At 53.9% G+C, this 18,256-nt stretch carries 14 protein-coding genes and 3 pseudogenes; 6 read left to right on the top strand and 11 right to left on the bottom strand.

The genetic code is table 11. The annotated features are described in order from the left end of the window. Positions 1-157: 157 nt before the first annotated feature. The 7 genes from RlegSU303_RS02265 to RlegSU303_RS02235 form a co-directional block, all read right to left on the bottom strand. Entirely contained in the window at positions 158-1,096 is a 939-nt protein-coding gene (locus tag RlegSU303_RS02265) for a glycosyltransferase family 2 protein (RefSeq protein ID WP_269207227.1), read from the bottom strand. A gap of 5 nt (positions 1,097-1,101) precedes the next feature. Next, positions 1,102-1,923: a phytanoyl-CoA dioxygenase family protein gene (locus tag RlegSU303_RS02260; RefSeq protein ID WP_094086688.1), complete on the bottom strand. Its 822-nt coding sequence runs from the start codon at positions 1,921-1,923 to the stop codon at positions 1,102-1,104. Next, the gene (locus RlegSU303_RS02255) at positions 1,920-3,017 is read right to left on the bottom strand and encodes a class I SAM-dependent methyltransferase (RefSeq protein ID WP_231283406.1); all 1,098 of its coding nucleotides are present in this window, start codon (positions 3,015-3,017) and stop codon (positions 1,920-1,922) included. The genes RlegSU303_RS02260 and RlegSU303_RS02255 overlap by 4 nt, the downstream gene beginning before the upstream one ends. A gap of 489 nt (positions 3,018-3,506) precedes the next feature. Continuing rightward, positions 3,507-4,199: a WbqC family protein gene (locus RlegSU303_RS02250; RefSeq protein WP_064650486.1), complete on the bottom strand. Its 693-nt coding sequence runs from the start codon at positions 4,197-4,199 to the stop codon at positions 3,507-3,509. A gap of 530 nt (positions 4,200-4,729) precedes the next feature. Beyond that, the gene (locus RlegSU303_RS02245; protein ID WP_094086689.1) at positions 4,730-6,775 is read right to left on the bottom strand and encodes a thiol-disulfide oxidoreductase DCC family protein; all 2,046 of its coding nucleotides are present in this window, start codon (positions 6,773-6,775) and stop codon (positions 4,730-4,732) included. Positions 6,776-6,957: 182 nt separating this feature from the next. After that, positions 6,958-8,796 carry a hypothetical protein gene (locus RlegSU303_RS02240; protein ID WP_094086690.1) on the bottom strand — a complete coding sequence of 613 codons (1,839 nt, stop codon included), beginning with the start codon at positions 8,794-8,796 and terminating at the stop codon, positions 6,958-6,960. A 410-nt stretch (positions 8,797-9,206) separates the two neighbouring features. Further along, positions 9,207-9,917, bottom strand: a complete 711-nt coding sequence (locus tag RlegSU303_RS02235; protein WP_094086691.1) for a class I SAM-dependent methyltransferase — start codon at positions 9,915-9,917, stop codon at positions 9,207-9,209. Between the two features lie 68 nt (positions 9,918-9,985). Between RlegSU303_RS02235 and RlegSU303_RS02230 the strand changes: the two are divergent. The 3 genes and pseudogenes from RlegSU303_RS02230 (at position 9,986) to RlegSU303_RS02220 (ending at position 10,989) form a co-directional block, all read left to right on the top strand. Next, a pseudogene (locus RlegSU303_RS02230) lies at positions 9,986-10,242 on the top strand (DUF7940 domain-containing protein). Then, positions 10,217-10,684: a lysozyme gene (locus RlegSU303_RS02225; RefSeq protein ID WP_331275221.1), complete on the top strand. Its 468-nt coding sequence runs from the start codon at positions 10,217-10,219 to the stop codon at positions 10,682-10,684. Before RlegSU303_RS02230 ends, RlegSU303_RS02225 begins: the two are co-directional and overlap by 26 nt. After that, positions 10,684-10,989 (top strand): hypothetical protein, encoded by a 306-nt coding sequence (locus RlegSU303_RS02220; protein WP_231283405.1) that lies wholly within the window; start codon positions 10,684-10,686, stop codon positions 10,987-10,989. Before RlegSU303_RS02225 ends, RlegSU303_RS02220 begins: the two co-directional genes overlap by 1 nt. Here RlegSU303_RS02220 and RlegSU303_RS02215 read toward each other — a convergent pair. Then, positions 10,918-11,103: pseudogene (locus tag RlegSU303_RS02215) on the bottom strand (lysylphosphatidylglycerol synthase transmembrane domain-containing protein); the annotation flags it as partial. The gene RlegSU303_RS02220 and the pseudogene RlegSU303_RS02215 sit on opposite strands and share 72 nt — an antisense overlap. 708 nt (positions 11,104-11,811) lie before the next feature. On the opposite strand from RlegSU303_RS02215, the pseudogene RlegSU303_RS02210 reads away from it, so the two are divergent. The 3 genes and pseudogenes from RlegSU303_RS02210 to RlegSU303_RS02200 all read left to right on the top strand — a co-directional run. After that, positions 11,812-11,946, top strand: a pseudogene (locus RlegSU303_RS02210) (dTDP-glucose 4,6-dehydratase); the annotation flags it as partial. Positions 11,947-12,087: 141 nt separating this feature from the next. Next, positions 12,088-14,160 carry a polysaccharide biosynthesis protein gene (locus RlegSU303_RS02205; protein ID WP_064650476.1) on the top strand — a complete coding sequence of 691 codons (2,073 nt, stop codon included), beginning with the start codon at positions 12,088-12,090 and terminating at the stop codon, positions 14,158-14,160. Positions 14,161-14,463: 303 nt separating this feature from the next. Beyond that, a complete protein-coding gene (locus RlegSU303_RS02200) occupies positions 14,464-15,291 on the top strand; it encodes a Wzz/FepE/Etk N-terminal domain-containing protein (protein WP_094086693.1) in 828 nt (275 codons plus the stop codon). 4 nt (positions 15,292-15,295) lie between these two features. Here the strand turns inward: RlegSU303_RS02200 and RlegSU303_RS02195 are convergent, their stop codons facing one another. From RlegSU303_RS02195 to RlegSU303_RS02185, 3 genes are all read right to left on the bottom strand, one after another. After that, positions 15,296-16,072, bottom strand: a complete 777-nt coding sequence (locus RlegSU303_RS02195; RefSeq protein WP_094086694.1) for a glycosyltransferase family 2 protein — start codon at positions 16,070-16,072, stop codon at positions 15,296-15,298. A 62-nt stretch (positions 16,073-16,134) separates the two neighbouring features. Next, on the bottom strand, positions 16,135-17,307 hold the full coding sequence (locus RlegSU303_RS02190) for a glycosyltransferase family 4 protein (RefSeq protein WP_094086695.1): 1,173 nt from the start codon (positions 17,305-17,307) through the stop codon (positions 16,135-16,137). Next, complete coding sequence (locus RlegSU303_RS02185; RefSeq protein WP_064650468.1) at positions 17,304-18,254, bottom strand: NAD-dependent epimerase/dehydratase family protein; 951 nt, start codon at positions 18,252-18,254, stop codon at positions 17,304-17,306. Before RlegSU303_RS02185 ends, RlegSU303_RS02190 begins: the two co-directional genes overlap by 4 nt. Positions 18,255-18,256 lie beyond the last annotated feature (2 nt).

The raw sequence follows: 18,256 nt of genomic DNA, 5'->3' as shown, positions 1-18,256 counted from the left end.
ATCGTCAACATGAACTCCAGGTAGGTCACGCCACGTGGTAGCCATTCCAGCAATATCTACTCCAACACCCGCGACAGCATATACCGCCCGGCTGACGACGTTGGAAACGCCCCTCCAACTTTTGTAAAGCGCGTGAGTATTTTTCGGAATAGATCGGCTAGGTCTCTGAGGAATTCCTTTTAGAATAGATATCTTGAATGATCGAGCGCGGTCTATCCTTCACCTCCTCCAGGATCTGCTTGACATAAAGGCCCATCAGCCCGGTAAAAACAGCATTCAAGCTGAAGAAAAAGACCACGACGGCCATGAGTGACGCCCATCCGTCTTGGACCGGCCCGATCAGCGCACGCACCACAACAAACCCGCCGTAGACGATACCTAAGAAAGCCATCATTAAGCTGAAGCACAGCATTAATATCAGTGGCTTGGCTGAAAACGTCGTGATAGCAAGGGCGGTCAGAGCAATCCGCCTTCCTAACGAGTAGGTCGTATCCGAGGTGCTGGCTTTGACAAAAGGGAACGATGCCTGGGGATAGCCAACAAGAATGCTTAGTGGAACGAAGACTGGGTTTTTGTCGCGAAATTTAAGTAGAGCGGATACATAGCGACGGGTCATCAATCGCATCGTTGATACGTTCTGGGGTAGGCGTACCTCGCTTAACGCGGAGAAAAGCCAATAAAAAAGGTGCCCCGATATCCGCTCCATCCGGCCGCCTTTCCGACGTTCCTGCAGCCCGTAGAGACAATCAACAGCTTTTCCCCGCAAAACCTGCGCCATTTCCGAAAGCAACTCGGGAGGCTCCTCGAGATCGCTGTCAATCAGGAATATTAAGTCGCCTTGGGCATGCTCCAAACCCACGAGCATCGCTTTATGATGCCCGAAATTTCTGCTCAAGCATAATAGCGAGATCCGAGCGTCGCGCTCAACCCAATTTCGCACGATGTTCGCCGAACCGTCCGGACTGCCATCATCGACAATCACGATTTCAATATCATCCGATACCGCCTCTCCCGCGGCCAAGGCACGTTGGATGAACTCATCGATTGTGTCCATTGACCTGTATAGAGTGGTAACAATGGATAACTTGCGTGTCATGGAACTCATTTGACTTTCGGCAACCGAGAGTTGAACCAGTCGTCAACTGAACGAAATTCATCTAGGCCATAGCCCAGTATTTTCTTTTGCTGCTCTGTAAAATCTGGAGCTTCACCAAGCACAGAAGGAATATGGAACTGCTGACGCAGCATAGGAATTGTGAAGACGTGATTAATGGCGCGACGATTTTTATCGGTCTTATTGGTGCTGCCGGCGTGATAAACCATGCAGTCCAAGACAATGAACGTCCCCCGTTTGACGGTGACGTGGGTCTCCAAGCGCCGAACAACTTCGTCAGGTGGAAACGCTTCACGATGATGTGTTCCAGGGATCACGCGCGTGGAGCCATTTTCGATAGTGAAGTCGTCTAGTGCAAAGAGTGCATTGATAGCGAGCGGCCGAGAGCTAGTGAAATGCTGATACGGAAGATCTCTGTGATACTGGGCTTGGTGGTATTTGCTTTGGTGGCCGCGGTTTATCAGGCCGTTCACCTGGTTCAGGATGAAGTAACCGCCGAGGAGCCGCGACAATAACACATGAAGTGGCCGATTGAAAACGACCTCCCAGAAATTGGGGCACACCATCGGAAGGAGGCGAATCGTATCACGCTCATTAATCTTGCTAAGATCATAACCTCGGTCTGTTGCCTCGATATCGTATTCTAACTCCGCTCTATTGAACAACTGCGAGAGTTCATCGAGCTGAGCCCCGGCCAATCCGGAATCTAGCGTAGTGTATCCCAGTAGCCTGACCTCCTCCGCGAGGATGTCGTAAATGTCGTTTGCTTCGGTTGTCGCAATAACGCCGTAGCGAGAAATTTCCGTCATAGGATGGCATCCTGCCTTGCAATTTCAAGAGAATGAAAGATCGGAACATCCTCCGATCCAAAACGATCTCGGATGAGCGACCAGCTTCGCTCATGCACAGCCGCGATCAGGGGCATTCTTGGAAAGCTCAAGAAGTCTTTGACCGATACAACAGGTTTACCATAGAAATCCGCCTCTACCGGTTGATCCCTAACAAAAAACTCTGCGTTTTCGACCACGGACGGGCTATAGGCGTGAAGAAGATCCGAATACTCACCCGTGCCGAAGATGCCATACTTCCGGCCCTTAAGCACTCGGTTGGTCGCGCCTCGTATCTTGCTCCACGTGTTCACATACTCTGCGCGCTCCTGAGAAAGAAAGGCGAAACCGCGGATCTGACTGTCAGGGTCAGCGTCGCCGAACTGCAACAGGTAAATCCTAAATCCCTGCAGGCTGCCCGTTAAGGGGGAGTTCGCAACCATCCGCAGGTTTGCACCCGCTACAATCATTGCCAAGGAAGCGGACGTAAAGTTGGATATATGATCGTAAAAGAGCAACTCCGACCCTACGATTTCTCCATCCGGACAAATGACGACAATATTCCCCGTTTTATCAATGACGCGTCGGCATGCTTGCAGAAAACCGAGGGGATTACGTGTGTGCTCAATCACGTTAACGGACAGGCAAAGATTGTAGCCGGGGGGGGAGGCCTCGAACTGCTCAGCAAAACCCTCGTGGATGGAAATTCGACCTCCCACGTTTGAACGCGCATTCGCGGCTATCCGGGAACTAGGCTCCACTCCGGTTGAAATTTGAGCGCCAAGCCTATTGGTCAGATGACCGAGCAACGTACCGCTGCCGCATCCAAACTCTATGATTTTGGAAAAATTGGCTTCATTCCCCAGATGATGCGTCAAGAAAGCTTCTATCTGTCGGCTATATTCGGCGGAGCGCGCAGCCTCCGCCACCGCGTCTCGCAGGCCGATCGAGTAGTCGGCGCTATAAATCTCTTTTATTTGCTCTTCTGAAAAACTTTGGGTGTGGAAGCCATGGCCGCAGTTGTTACAAGAACAGCGCTTAAGAGGATTCGATACCACCTTGCCGTCGCTAACCATCGAGCGGGCTGCATGCGGAATAGGTAGATTTCTACAATCTGCTGACCCACATGCGGGACACCTAGAAATAGATTCCGTCAAGCGAAGTCCCCCGCAGTGCTTGCTAGCGGACCGCAATAACGCAATTTTGTCACCACGCGCAAGCCTTAAAAGTGTGGAGGATTGGCGCCAGTATCCGGTACGCTTTCTGCTTTCTGCACACGCGCACCAATGCTCCAAAGGGTGGTGCGGCGCCGGAAACCCACGCCAAACATTCAAGGGTTAGTCAACTCATTATGCCTCTCCCAAGGATCAAAACTGCCCCACGCTATTTACATTGCAGCCTCCAGGCTACAGAGAGCGCCGATCATCCACCCTTCGTTCCTTGTTCCCGGGAGTCGGTGGCGAGAGTGTCGAAACACCGAAACACCTCCAGCGGTGCCCAATCATTTCCGCCACTCTCAAAAGCGCAATTCACTAGAGGACCAGAAATTTGGCGCTGTGAAGGTTTCATTTCAGGTACCTCATGTGATTTCGCGTGTCCCTTCCACAATTAAAGAGAAGATCGAGGATCGTCACTCCATGAACGAATTCACCCCAGAGCTGAGGGTATTTAGGATAGCTGGCATAGTCGAACCAGGTAAGCCTAATTCCTCGTTCTTCAAAGACTTCTTCATCCACATAGTCTTTTGCCGCGGGGCCAGATACGTACTCTGTGCCACCCGCTTGAGCACAAAGCGCAGCCAGACGCTCTGTCTTTCCTTCCACTAACGTGTAGTCCCATGAATGGGAAATTACAGTTTGGATTGAGAGATAATTGCAGATTGCTTCAATGAATCGGCGATTGAGCGGCGAAAGGTGACTTGGCGGTTCATTCAGGTAAAGAGGCTCCAGCCACACAGCGATTTCCTCAAAGTGTGCAGCACGACGATAGTTCTGGATCAGGCTCTTCCAATGGGCGTTCGCCCATTCGGTGCCTTCTATCTCAGTTTCTCGGATTTTCTGATGGTACTTTCCCTTTACCTGAACGGGGACTGTGAGCCATTGAATCCCCTGAGGCGTCTTAATCTGATTGCGATTGCGCCAATCACGTCGCGTATATTGCATGTCGTCGTAGAGGATAAACTCATCCACGGCAGCGATCATATCGAAATAACCCTTCCACGGGATATAGTTTGACTGGACGATAGCCACCTTCTTCACTTCATTTCCTTCGCTCGAATGGCACGGCAGGCGTTCAAAGCCTCACTCGCTGCCGTCGGTTTGTAAAGCTCTTGAGTACGGCTGGCATCATAGCCGCCTGCGCCTGCGGCTGCACATCATTGTTTGTTGGGAGATCGTCAACGCGCCTGCTCGGGGCATCCTGTTCAAGGAGATTGGCAGCGCCCGCTGATCGTCGATGGGCTGACTAGAGTCTCGGTAATCAGATGGTATGGTTCGCGTCTTGATGAGCCCCGCGATGATAGGAGGCCGATACGGCGGCGTGCTCCGAAGGAGCTCTGGGTTGAACTGAACCAGTCACGTCACAGGACAGCAGCTCGACGGTTCGCAGGAGCCGCCGACGAAGGACGATAATTCTCTTGACCACGAGGGTTTTAACAAGAAGCCGGAGCAGATAAAGTCCTTTTGGTCATCGCAGCAAAAACGGTTCAGGATTAGCGAACTCGCCTCCCCCAGTCCTGATGAAAGATGATTGTATATGGACAGCCGCCCCTCAAACGTTGACAGTTCCGCTAAAACGTCACTTCGCAAACCAGTCGTCTCTCGCTCGCCATATATTGGCCCCGCAGTAGCAAATCCACGCTGGGTAGCGGCTCCACGTACTGACGATAAATGAGGGTCTCACCGTTTGAATGTTCGTTTTCGCCAAGGTAGCTGACCTGCTGGCGAAACGCTTCAAATTGGCAGCCCTCCTTCCCGATTACGCCGCGCCTGAACGCCACAGTGTTCCCAAAATAGACCCGGTCCGATCTGTGAGCAGCTAGACGTTTCCCGTCCTCGGAGAATATTGGAAGAAGCTGTTCGAAGCCGTCCTTGGTCTTCTTGCTGAGGGTAAACCAGTTCTCAGCCATCCGAAGATCGGTAGAATTAAACACGTCAATTGGACCGACCCCGTAGATACCAGCTGCGTTCGTCGGGGCCGCAACGGATCTCTGGATTTTCCGCAGGACCGTCGGAGGATTCTTCACCAGGTACGGCAGAGGAAGCGAGATAGCAAAGCATGCCAGCAAAATCATTACATGACAGAAGACGGTGGAGATCGGATCACCCGGGACGATGTCCTTGTGGACCATCTGGCCCGTTGGCAACAGCGTATACTCTGGCTTTGGCGTAGGGATTTGACAGACGCCGAACATCCTCGTCCGACGCTCGGCAACGAACCTGTACACTGCCGGTCCGCCCAAATATCGACCGACTATGAGCAACGGATGAAGCGGCAGCAAAAGGAACACGTGCTTCGATAAAAGCACATAGAACTCGTAACCCTTGACGGCATTCCCGCTGCTGACGTCGACAGCGTAAAGGTCCTTTCGTGCATCATCTGGATCGATGCCGACTTCGATAAGCCAAGGAATGTTCTTGGACAACGGCTTAAGGTGGACTCGCCTGAAGAGATCGACGGCCTTTACGAACGTCACCGTCCTATCGCACAGGTTGCAGCGGTCATCGTACGCCACCTGCAGCCTGTTTGCGCCACTGATGAATGTCTTGGTCCAAAACAAGGCGGCCAAGAACAGGAACTCGAATTGGGCTAGCCACCCGAGCTGGAGGATGAATAGGCTCAGCCCGAAGAACAGCAAGCCCCACATGATTACATATTTGCGAAACACTCCGCCGAGAAGCACAAACGGAAGCAGCAGAAGATACCACGGCAACATCGCCCAGAGTGATACGCGCGCCAGGAAAACCGGGATCGGGCCTTGCGAAAGCAGCCAGCTAAACTCACTCGAATATCTGGACATGAAGTTATTGGTGAGCAGCAGTGGGCCAGCCGAACCTGACATCCAGGCAGGCTCGGCCAAATGGATCGAAAGCGAGTACAGGCACACGCACCAGTAACAGGCGAGCGTCATCAACTTTGCGAGCTGCAGCCCGGATTCACTTGGCAAACCGTTGTCATAGTAGAACGCTGAGATGACCTTGCACGCGAACGTGCCTCTTTTCATAAGCAGCCGGTCCAGCGAAAAATTCGCTCCGGCGTTTGCGAAAATCAGAAGCACTGAAAGCATCGCTGCGATCCAGTTTCCCAATGTGGATGTGCGGAGTAGTATGTCTCCCATCTGCCACTGAAAAACGATCAGATACACGAGAGTGTACTGCGTCAGCAGACCCGCTGTCACCAAGACGCCGCAGAGCAATCCCATCGTGGCAGTCAACCAAATCGATGGCTGCCCCCAATCCGAAGGCTCAAGATAGGAGATCACCCAGAAGGCGCGCTCGATCATGAAGAGCCCAAATACTATTCGGATCAGCGCGAATTTCGGTGCTTCCTCCTCTGGATTTGATACGAAGGCCCCGCGTCTAGCGAGCCAATCCGCAAGACCACTTAGGACGACTGCGGCCTTCACTCTAACTACGGGGTGGATGCCGAGTACGAACAAACCGATCAGCAGCGGGAAAAAGCCGAAAAAGCGATTCGCGAACCAGTCCCAAGTTCCGGTAAGAGCGACCAGGGAAAGAGCAATGATGAATATCAGGCTGGTTACGAGGATCCCTTTGCTGCGGCGCACGTTTGAAAGGGACTCCACGCCCGCTGATATATCCGTCGCATCAACCATGCCCAACCGTCGCCTTCGATTTCTTCGCTAAGTCTCATTAGGGGCGTACCGTTCAGCGGCCTGGAGCTTAGCGCCTCCTGCTTCCATGACCTCTATCCAAGCGAACGCTTACTTTAGAATCGAGCGAAGCTCAAGGCACGACTTCCAAGGGATGTAATTTGACTGGACTATCGCAACTTTCTTCATTCCGCATCCTTATCTCGCAGTGCCTTGCACGCTTTCAGAGTGTCCGCGGGGTTTATCGGCCGATAAAGCTCCTGAACCCGGCTTGCGATGTAACCGCCCGCACCATCAGCGGTGCTCCACGTTCCCGCATGCTTGTAGTTTTGCGGAAACATTGCTCCCATGTCGGCCATGAGTTCTGTCGGAATGCTGCGAGGGCCTGTTGCCTCCACCAGAACCCAAGCTGCGGCGAGTTTTTCACACGACACACGGCCCATCACTGCGGTCGCATATTTCAGGCTGCCGGTGTAGCCGCCAATCATCCAAGCGGCTCCGATGCTTTCGGCGCCCATGGCGTACAGGAGCGTTGGAGATTGACCAGATAGATCGATGACGGGATCGCCTGGTTTGAAACCGCTGTTTTTAGCAGCCATAACCGCATCCGAAATATAGGAAGCATACGCCTTCGATAGTATCAATTCAGATCGATGAGGCCCAAGGTTTATGGGGGCATCGTTGAGCTTGAGCGATTGAGGTTGGCGAAACGGTTGCTCTAGTGCTGTCTGAAGAAGGGTCGCCGTCACCGCTTGGGCGGCAAGGACGAGGGGTAACAAAAACGACCAATTTGATCGTTCACGAGCAATTGGGCTAAGTAGTACAATGCCGGCCAGCAGCCAAAAAAAACCCGCTTGTATCCCACTTTCCCAATAATTAACGTTTGTCCCAAAGGCATACATATGCGGGGTTATCAAAAAGAGACACGCGATGCTCCAGTGCGCCACCGATAAGCCCTTGAATGGTCTCGGCCTGCCAAAGGCTAGGCCTGCGAGCGCTGCAGCATAGACGACGCCGAAAAATGACAACCCTTGAAACTGCCCCAGCTCTGCAACCTTAGGGATCTGGCCAAATACGAGGAGCGCCGTCACGAGGAAGAGGCTGACCGCAGCGATCAGGGATACAATCACGCTCACGGATCGTCGCGACAAGAAACCCCAGACGGCAATAAACGTTGCTAGGAATACGAGTTGGGTAAGTAGTTTATCTTTGCCGTTCAGCCAGAAACTATCGATGCGCAAAAGTTCGGTGAATGTGTGGCCGCCACCGAGATATTGTCCAAACTCAAGTCCTAGCTGTAGCCGTTCCACAAACTTCCGAAGGGAGCCATCGATTACGAATGCGCTGAGCAGAAGTGGGACGACCGCACTGGTGATGGCAAGTAAGAGCAGACGCAGCTGGAACTTTTTGGAAACGATCAGGTAGACCAGGGTGCCCACAGCCAGTGCGCCTGCAGTGCTTGGCTTGGCCATGAAGGCCAGCCAGCCACCTGCGCCGATCAACATCGAGCCTGCAACGCTTCGCCAGTTCCATGCTGGTTCAAACATGAGCATACCGATGCTCGTCACCAGCAAAGACTGAAGTGCCAAGCTATAATAGCTGGGCGTTAGAAGCCACGAGTCGAACAGGGCAAAAACACTAGTTGCCAGTCCAGCCGCGGCAGCGCACAGGACGACATCATTCGCTCTTGATTCGGGTGCGACTGCCACGAGAAGTGTATGTGCCAGCCCCCCAGCCAAAGCGAATGTGACGAGTATGTTGGCCTGCCTTAATGCCGCAATGTCCCCGCCGAGCAAAACATACAGAGGATGATACACAAATCCGAACTGCGTGATCGAAAAATCATAGATGAACGGGTTAGATATCGACACCAGATGAAAGCCTTCATCGGTGAACTCGATCCCGTAGGAGCTATATTTGAGCACCCAGCCGAGGATCAACATTGTTGCTGCTAGCGTCAGGCCAGTCATCGCGTGACTGGAGCCTGCGACAGGGGCGCTTTTATAATTCTCACTCAGCGCCATATTGGACTGCTCGCTGCTTATTTCTGGATCGCCTTCGATTAAGCGACCCTGTCACGGTTGTGGTTAAAGTCGTCTTAGATCACTTTTCAGGTGATATAAAACTGCTTTTTCATGCTGAGGTCCAAGCTAGCTTTTTTCACCTCTCCAATTTCAATCCGACCGTTGATGTAAGCTGCAAATTGGGAACCAACTGATTCAGCCCACGCGTCTCGCTCCCCACGGGTTGCCGTGCTTGCTCTGATCATCGACGGTGTTGTGGACGAATAGGCAAGTGCCGGGTTCCCGGTTCGCTCTGTCCCGGTGAACAACTTCTACAACGCCACGACGGATTGCGATGAGGACGGCATCCACCCGCATACGATCGGGCATCTGAACTATGCGTGCGCCTGTATATCGGAAATCCACATCCTCTAGGCGGAGCAGAGAGCCCCGGCCATATACACCATGTTCCGCGCAGCAGTCTTCGGAGCCAATTTCAGGAAATTCTGCCGGATCTGATACTTCAGCCACCCCTTTGCCTTACCAGCAAGGTGCTGCTCGTATTCGATGTCATGTGGGAACACCATGAGGCGCTCCACCTTAAAACCGCATGTCTTCAGCAGGTTTTCGAAAGAGCCGGGGCTGTAGAAGTTGATATGCCCATAAGGGCCGGATTCGCGGATCGACTTGTCTAGGTTCCGCGTCAGCTCCAAGGGCACCTCGATATAGAGCTTCCGGCTCACCCGTCTGGCCTCGTAGAGGAACATACGCTCATGCTCGACATGCTCAAGGACATGGATGGCAAGCGCGAGATCAAAGGCTTTGCCCGGGTGGGGGATCTTGTAGCCATCGAACTGATCAACTGAAGCCAAGTTCTTGATGCGCCGGTTGCTTATCGCGTCCAGCCCTGATTTCGAGATTTCCACGGCTGCGAACTGCTTTGCAAAGGCAGAATTGCTCAACTCGGAAAGAACCGCACCTTCGCCGGCGCCGATGTCGACAACCGAGTTGAACGTCTGGCCTTCCGTGATTTTGCGTATGTGCCCGACAGACTGCCGCGCAGCTATGGCTCGTTTCTCCGAGACTGAGCCGTCTGCGTAATACCCCTCGTACATCTCGAGTATTTCGGTGCTGCTGTTCATCTCGTCCTCCGGAGCAGTGAGAGGGCATCGATACACCACAAAGTGAAATCCCACAATCTGGAGCTCCCATGCTCGTCAGCAACTGGCGCGCGGTGGTCAAGCATGCCTGGTCAATCAGGTTCATGGTCCTGGCCCTGCTCTGCATCATCATCGAGCCGATCTACACCTTCTTCGCCGCCACATGGGTCGCGAAGAACATCTACATCCAACTTGGGATGTCGGCGGTCACCGGCCTCTTGGCCGTCGCCGCTATCATCGCCGCATCTTCGTTCGACAGAAAGTCTCTGGAGACCTCGCCAATGGCAAGCCGCCTCAAGAAGGGTAGCGCGATTGCTGCTGCCTGCATCGCCGTCGTCAGCACCTTCGAAGGGCTGCGAACTGTCGCCTATCGAGATCCGATCGGGATTCCAACAGTGTGCTTCGGAGAGACACGCGGCGTCAAGATGGGCGACAGCTACACCGTCGCTCAATGCAAGGACATACTCGGCGACAGCCTGAAGGAATTCGAGACGGGCATGCGCGCCTGCATGAAGCAGCCGGATCAAGCGCCGTCCGGCGCCTATGTCGCCTTCCTCTCCTTCACGTACAACGTCGGAACCGGGGCGCTCTGCAAATCGACACTGACGCGCAAGCTGAACTCGGGCGACGTCGTCGGCGCCTGCAACGAGCTGCCCAAGTGGGATAAGGCCGCCGGCATCCGTCTCCCGGACCTCACGAAGCGCCGCACAGCGGAACGGGCGCTCTGCCTCAATGGTATCCGGACCTGATGTTCGGCATCATCGACTATCTCGAGATGGGCGCCGGCCTCGCTGGTGGCCTGATGCTCTATCACCTCTATGCCGTCTCGATCGGCTATCCCTCAGCGGCGAGGCAGGCGCGCGCCGGCTATGTTCTTGTTGCCGAGAAGAGCGCAGCCGAGGCCCAGGCGGACGTAAGGGACTGTCGCGACAACTCGGCTGTAATGCACGCGCAAAAGGTCTCCGCCTCTCGCGGGAAGAAACATGTTGGCGCCCAGACCGAGCAGGGAAGCCATGAGAGACGTCCCGTAACTGATCTTCCCGTCCAGCAATAGCCGCCATCGCAGCGCATAGCCGACTGCGATACCGAAGGTAACAAGCATAAACCACAAAAGCGATGTTGCCGATATTCCGCTACGAAAAATGCGGATAGCTTCCTCCCAATCCACCGCCCGAAGCAGGAAGATCAGGACGACAAGGCTTATTGCCGAGGCTATAAGCGCCCGCGGGCGCTGATGATTGAAGAGGCCACGTATCACTTTCTTTTGATGTTCTCTTTGGAAGCGGTACCGTCTCTGGACCGGGAACGCCTTCGCTCTTCTCGGGTCGCTGCCCCTAACATATTACCACAATCAGCTGCAACCCCGTGACCTCGCGCTTTCACAGGCGTTGCAGTCACGACGGCGGTTGAGTTATCTCTTGACCTGCTCTCTCTTTGATTCAGAGCCAAGTGAACCGACCATCACCCTAGATCAAAGCGCTCGCAGCGTTACATCTACCAGCTTAGCCAGATAACCTTTCAGTCCATTAGGCTCGATGAAGCGGAAATATAAATATCCAAACGCAATGGAAGCATCGTTCTATGATCCTTGCGTGGCGTTAATTGCCAGTTCCGCTTGTGGGCCGGTCAGATCGATGTCCCTGGCGCTGGCCCAAGGATTGCAGAAAAATGCGATACGAGCGGGAAAGTTGGAACGGACGGGTCTCACGGCCGGCATCGTATCGACCTCAAAGAACTCGGGTGCCTGCTGGTCTGCCCGCCCCAAGCATACGGAATTTAGAGGTATAGTCGGGAAATCCATATTCCGAGGCTCCTCCGAGCCGCGGGGTCTTGTCGGATATCCAGTAGACTTATCAAGATCTCCAAGCGGGAAAATATGATCCTGGTGACGGCGGGAGCCGGTTTCATCAGTTCGAATTTCGTACTCGATTGGCTTGCGATTCATGATGAACCGATCGTCAACCTCGATGTGCTGACGTATGCCGGCAACTTGGAGAATCTCGCTTCCATCATGACCCGTGCCATCTGTTCGTCAACTTCTGATAGATAAGTCGGTGCGGAAGACCTTACTTTCCGATTATTTCAGTTGCGCTCGTTGCAGAAAATGACAAGAAGGTGATTGTCTGATTGATCCGCGAGACGCTGGTAAGCAATGCCCGAAAATACCCCCACTGAGACGCCGCGCTCAGGATGGTTCTTAATGCCGATGCAAGCGCTCGTCGCCCCTCTGCTGGCGATGCCGCGGGTTGCCAAACGCGCCCTGGCTTTGCTGGTCGATTCCAGCTTTTGTGTTCTGACGATCTGGCTCGCCTATTGTTTCCGCCTAAACGAATGGACGGTGCTGACGGGTGTGCAGTGGCTGCCGGTCTTCGTTTCACTGTGCATGGCCCTTCCCATCTTCATCGTCATGGGCATGTATCGGGCGATCTTCCGTTATGCCAATATGGCTGCTTTCATTACTGTTCTGAAGGCGATTGCGATCTACGGCGTCGCCTTCATGACGATATTTACAGCACTCAGCGTCCCCGGTGTTCCGAGAACCGTCGGCATCCTCCAGCCCTTCCTTCTGTTGATTGCGATCGGGCTGTCGAGGTTGAGTATCCGCTACTGGCTCGGGGATGCCTACCAGCGCATCCTTCACAAGAATATGCTCGCCAAGGTGCTGATCTATGGGGCAGGGACGGCCGGGCGGCAACTGGCCGGTGCCTTGATCAACAGTGCCGAACTCAATGTCGTCGGCTATCTGGATGATGATCCGCGTCTCAAGGGCGGCGTCATGGGTGGTTTGCCGATCTACGACCCCTCGGATCTTCCGGTGCTTGCCGAATCTCTCGGCGTGCACAACGTGCTTCTTGCTCTTCCCTCCGCATCGCGGCAGCGTCGCAACGAAATCCTGGAGCACATCCGTAAAGCCAGGGTCAATGTTCGTACGTTGCCGGATCTCACTGCCCTGGCTCAGGGACGCATCGCCGTCTCCGACATCCGAGAGCTGGAGATCGAAGATCTGCTGGGAAGAGAAGCGGTCGCGCCGCGCCAGGAGCTACTCGACAAATCGATGCGCAACAAGGTGGTGATGGTCACCGGTGCTGGCGGCTCGATCGGCGGCGAGCTATGTCGTCAGATATTGCGCACCGGGCCTTCCAGCCTCATCCTCATCGATCAGAACGAGTTTGCGCTGTATAATATCCATGCCGAATTGCAGAAGCTGGCCGAACTGTACAAGCATGAAAATATGCAGATCGTCCCGATTCTGTGTTCTGTCCGCGATCAGGATCGCATGGAACATGTCATGCAGAGCTGGCGACCTCAGACGCTCTATCATGCAGCCGCTTACAAGCATGTTCCCCTTGTCGAACACAATGCCGTGGAAGGCATCAAGAACAATGTCATGGGTACGCTGGTCGCGGCACGCGCGGCGAATAAATGCGGCGTCTCGAATTTCGTGCTGATCAGCACAGACAAAGCCGTGCGTCCGACAAATGTAATGGGCGCCAGCAAGAGGCTGGCGGAGATGGTTCTACAGGCGCTTGCGGCGGAATCGGCAGTCGACAGAATGCGAACGAATTTCTCCATGGTCCGTTTCGGAAACGTCCTCGGCTCCTCAGGATCCGTCGTGCCGCTTTTCCGGCAGCAGATCAAGGACGGCGGCCCCGTGACGCTGACACATCCTGATATAACCCGCTATTTCATGACCATTTCGGAGGCTTCCCAACTCGTCATACAGGCCGGTGCTATGGCGGAGGGCGGAGATGTCTTCCTGCTCGACATGGGAGAGCCGGTTCGCATCGCCGATCTCGCCCGCAAGATGGTGGAGCTTTCCGGGCTGGCCGTCCGCGATGAAGACAATCCCGAAGGCGATATCGAGCTGTCCGTTACCGGTCTTCGTCCCGGCGAGAAGCTCTACGAAGAACTGCTGATCGGGGATAATCCGAAAACAACCGAACATCCCCGGATTATGAAGGCGCGCGAGGATTTCCTGTTGTGGCCGGAGCTTTTGAAAAAGCTCAACGCGCTCAATGCGGTATTGGATCGGAACGATATGATCGCTGCACGTGCGATACTAGCGGAGCTTGTTTCCGGCTATTCGTCAACCGGCGAGGTCTCGGATCTGGCTTTCACCGGCACCTTAAAACCAACAACGCGGCTTAAGACACCCAAGGTCGGCGAGCCCACGTCGACGAATGTTGCTGCGAGTGACAAAGCGCGGTGGGTGCAGCAGCCGTAAAAGATCAGCACGACGAGTTAGGCGGAGATAGGTTCCAGAGCTTTTTGATCAAACATGATAAGCTCCCGTTATGATGTTGCTGACGGCGAGAAGCAGAGCGAGCATAATCGCTAGCTCAAGGACCGATTCAGGTATTTTTTCCAGGCCTCGTCACGGCCTAAGGAAGCATGGCATCGCGATATGCGCTGGATGTGATTTTTCATGATTGACATTGCAGGGCCAATAAGATTGAAGCGACATTTAGGCCTGCTGTTGTGAAATTTTTTGCTAATTTTGAGCCTACGGTGGATTCTGAAAGCTGAGATGATGGAACAGAGATCATTTGACGAGGAAATTAATCTCTTTTCTGTTGTTTCCTTCCTACGAAGGGGCATCGGCACCATTGCTTTGTGCTGTTCCATCGGAGCTATATTAGCAGGCATTTTCCTGTGGCGTAGCCAACCCTTTTATCAAGCCTCAGCACAACTCGTGCTTGCGGCTTCGTCCAATCCAACGCAACTAGACCCTGATGCAGTCGCTCTTGTGGAGCCTCGTGAGCATGTTACTTTTCGTCTGCGATCTCCATCAGCTTTCGATCAGCAGACCGTCTCCGCGTGCTCCGACGGCGGCCCGGCAACCGCCGAACAGATTTCGCAAAATGTGAGGGTGACGGCACCATCAGTTCCCAGTGACGTCATCGAGATTTCCTTTACCGCCCCAGCCGCTGAATTGGCACGGCAGTGCGTCGCCGCGATCGTGCGGGGGATTCAAGAACAGCAGACGTTGGTTGCGTCCATCAGCTTGGAACATCTGAAATCTCAAATCAGGTCACTGCAGGATCAACTCGTGGAAAATTCGAAACTCCTGAAGGAGGCGCAGGATTCCGGGTGGCAGCAGGCAATATATCTCGCGACACGCGACGATGCGATCGCATTGCGTAAGGACATTGCCGACTTGACGGGTAAACTAGAACTAAGCAAGCCTGCAACTCTGCTTTCCCCAATTTACGCTCCATCAAATGCCGCCTCTCCGACCAAGATAACCATTCTGACTGCAGGTCTCTTTGTCGGGTTCGTTATCGGCGTTCTAGTCAACCTCCTTAAAAGCGCATACCTCATGCAGCGAAATCGCCGTAGCCGGTCGAACGGCTAATGCGTTAGCGCACGTTAAGCAAGGCCGCACGAAGTACCTGCATGCCCCGCGACATAAGCTTCTTAGAGAAGAAATGTACTGGGCTGGCTCTCAACCCGTGAGTTTCAAGCGCACGTAGAATTTCTTTGTTTTGCTGCAGGATATTCTTCCAGCTGCGATTTGTGGTGCCGCCCATTCGCATCTTCACCATAATGCCGGGCAGGTATTCCGACTTGATACAGTGGCGTTCTAGGAAGCGCATCATTAATTCTACATCAGCAGCAATCCTATAACTGAGGTCAAATGTCCCAAGGCGCTTGTAGACCTCGCGCCGAACAAAGAATGTTGGATGAGGCGGGCACCAGCCTTCTTCGAAAGCCTTAGGTACAAAAGGCGAAGAGCGCCAGTCGCGCACTATCGTCGAGGTATCATTTTGCCGAACATAGCAGAGATCCCCGTAACATACTTCCAAGGCCGGATCCCGGAACGCCTCCGCGACCTTTGCCAGAGCGCCCGGCATGTAGAAGTCATCCCCATTGATGAAGCCGATAACTTCGCCGGTTGCAAGACTTATTCCTTTATTCATAGCATCATAGATGCCGAAGTCCTCTTCGGAAACCAGGCGCGTGATAACATCGCGGCGTTCGTTGATCCGATCAAGCGTGCGGTCCTTTGAGAGTCCGTCGACGACGATATACTCCATATTTGGGTAGTTTTGAGCGCGAACGGATTCGATCGTATCAGCGATCGTGGCTTCGTTGTTGAAGACAACGGTGATGATTGAAATTTTCGGTTCGCGCATTCACACTTACTTTCATAGCTGGTGGGTAGAGGCGAGGTCCCCCGGCATTCTTCGGTGGTTTGCTACCGGCGTTTGGTGGCAGCCCGTTGAACAAGCGCATGGAAATCAGTGATGAAACGGTTGACGCGTTCATTAGCGAAGGCCTGTGCCTTCGCCGCCCGTTCGAACAGAATATCCGGCGAAGACAGATTTGTCGAAGCAAGTGCGTCGGCAAGCGCCTGCGCGTCATGGCGATCGAAAAATACGGCCGCTTCGCCCGCCTGTTCCCTGTTGACGTCCAAATCAGACAAAATCAACGGCACGCCCCACGACAGGGCCTCTTCAACTGTCGTGCTCCATCCTTCGAAGAGAGATGGGTTCAGCAAGGCCATACTAGCGGTTGCGAGTGGAGCAAGATCGCCATATGGGATAAGACCGAGAAGAATGAAGTTCGAGGAGAGATCGGCACTTTCGATAGCAGCCTTCACACGCGGAAAATAAGAGGGGTCGCGCGGATCAGACTGGCTGCCACATGCTACGACAGTAACGTCGTGACCGCGGCGACGGAGGATCGTCAATGCCTCCACGACAAGAAGATGATTCTTGTGCTGCCAGAACTGGTTGGGAAGGAAGATATACCGCTCAGGCAGTCCATATTTGTCGGCAAGAGCACGAGCAGCCGCAGGAACAATCACTCCCTTGGGCGGCACCGCAAACCTGACGACGTGTGTGCGCCCCCGGGAGGACGGATAGAAAACTTCGCACGAGACGCGCGAGTCCTCACTGCTCAACATGATCTCGCGCTTTCCCAGGACCTGAATTCTAAACCCTATATCGCGTTTCCAGTAGCCAAGCTTACTGAAGAGACGGGGGAGGAAGCGGTGTTGGAAATCTGGGATCCAGGCAATAGCGGGGATGCCGAGATTGAAACCAAAAAATTGTGCCACCTCAAATACGACATCTATCCGGTGAGTTTTAAACAGCTTACGCACACGCCAGTCGGCGCCGGTGACAAGACCGGTGAGCAGAGATCTAAAGCTCCTGGATCTGTTAAAGAGCGGGCTACGAACCACCTCAACGCAATTGAGAGCCGCAAATGGAGTTATATCTTCTTCATCGACGTCGGTTCCAAAGAACATAACGGGCGTAAGAGCTCTGCTCTGATCAGCGGACAGCAGCCTGGCGAGATTTATCAGATAGTTATAACCGCCGGTCCAGTTTTTCCCGCCGATCATCGTAAAGGCAATACGGGTCATGATCTCACACCGGATTCCGATCGAAACCACCTGACATAGCCTGAGAGGCCTTCCATCAAATCCTTCTGCCACTCGAACCCGAGGGCTGCGAGTTGCTCGGATTGGGCTATCAGGCTTTGAGGGTCGCCAGCTCTTGCTTTACCCGAAAATTCAATCCTGGCTTCCAAATTGGTATCGACCGCCCATGCTTGGGCAATGCCTTCAACGATCGCACGAACATTGGTGCCGCGGCCGGTGCCGATATTGATAACTTTTGGCGAGGGATTCGCCTCGGTGTGGATAAGCGACAGCGCGCGCACGACGTCGGTCACCGCCGTCCAGTCTCTAAGCTCGTTGCCACTGCCGCCGAGAAGGAGTCGCTCAGGATGAACCTCGAGCTGGGAGCAAACGTCCCAGAGCAATTGCTTGCGTAATCCCTCCCCATAAACTGAAAACAGACGACCGATCACGACCTTTAACTCGTAGCTCTCGCAATAGGAGACGCAGAGAGATTCCATTATATGCTTGTGATGACCGTAGGGAGAGAAGGGGTTGGGTTTCGCCGTCTCAGCTATCTGACCTGTGTGGCCTGCCCCGTAAACAGCAGCGCTAGAAACCGCCACTAAGCTGCTTTTAGGGGCCTCCAGTCTCAGCCATTCAAGCAGTTCAATGGTCGAGCTGACCGTGCGGTGGAAATCTTCGCGAGGATTTGCGATTGCTGCTCCGACCGACGAGCCCCCCGCAAGATGGTACACAATGTCCACCGTCCCAAACTGCTGTTGAATCAACCGAAGATTGGGGATATCGACCTCACCGTTATGCCAAGAAACCAGCCCCCAGCGTTGGGCATGAAGCGGTGACCAGGTACCGTGCCCAAGGCCGAATACGGAGTTCCCGGCAAGTGCAAGCGACTTTGCCAGATATCTTCCGATAAATCCGTGAGCGCCTGTGATTAATATACGAGCCATTC

Origin of the sequence: Rhizobium sp. SU303 (assembly GCF_021052345.1) — a bacterium.
In the GTDB taxonomy this organism is placed as follows: Bacteria; Pseudomonadota; Alphaproteobacteria; order Rhizobiales; family Rhizobiaceae; genus Rhizobium; species Rhizobium laguerreae.
Note: the sequence above shows the minus strand (reverse complement) of the source record. Positions and strands in the feature narration are given on the sequence as shown.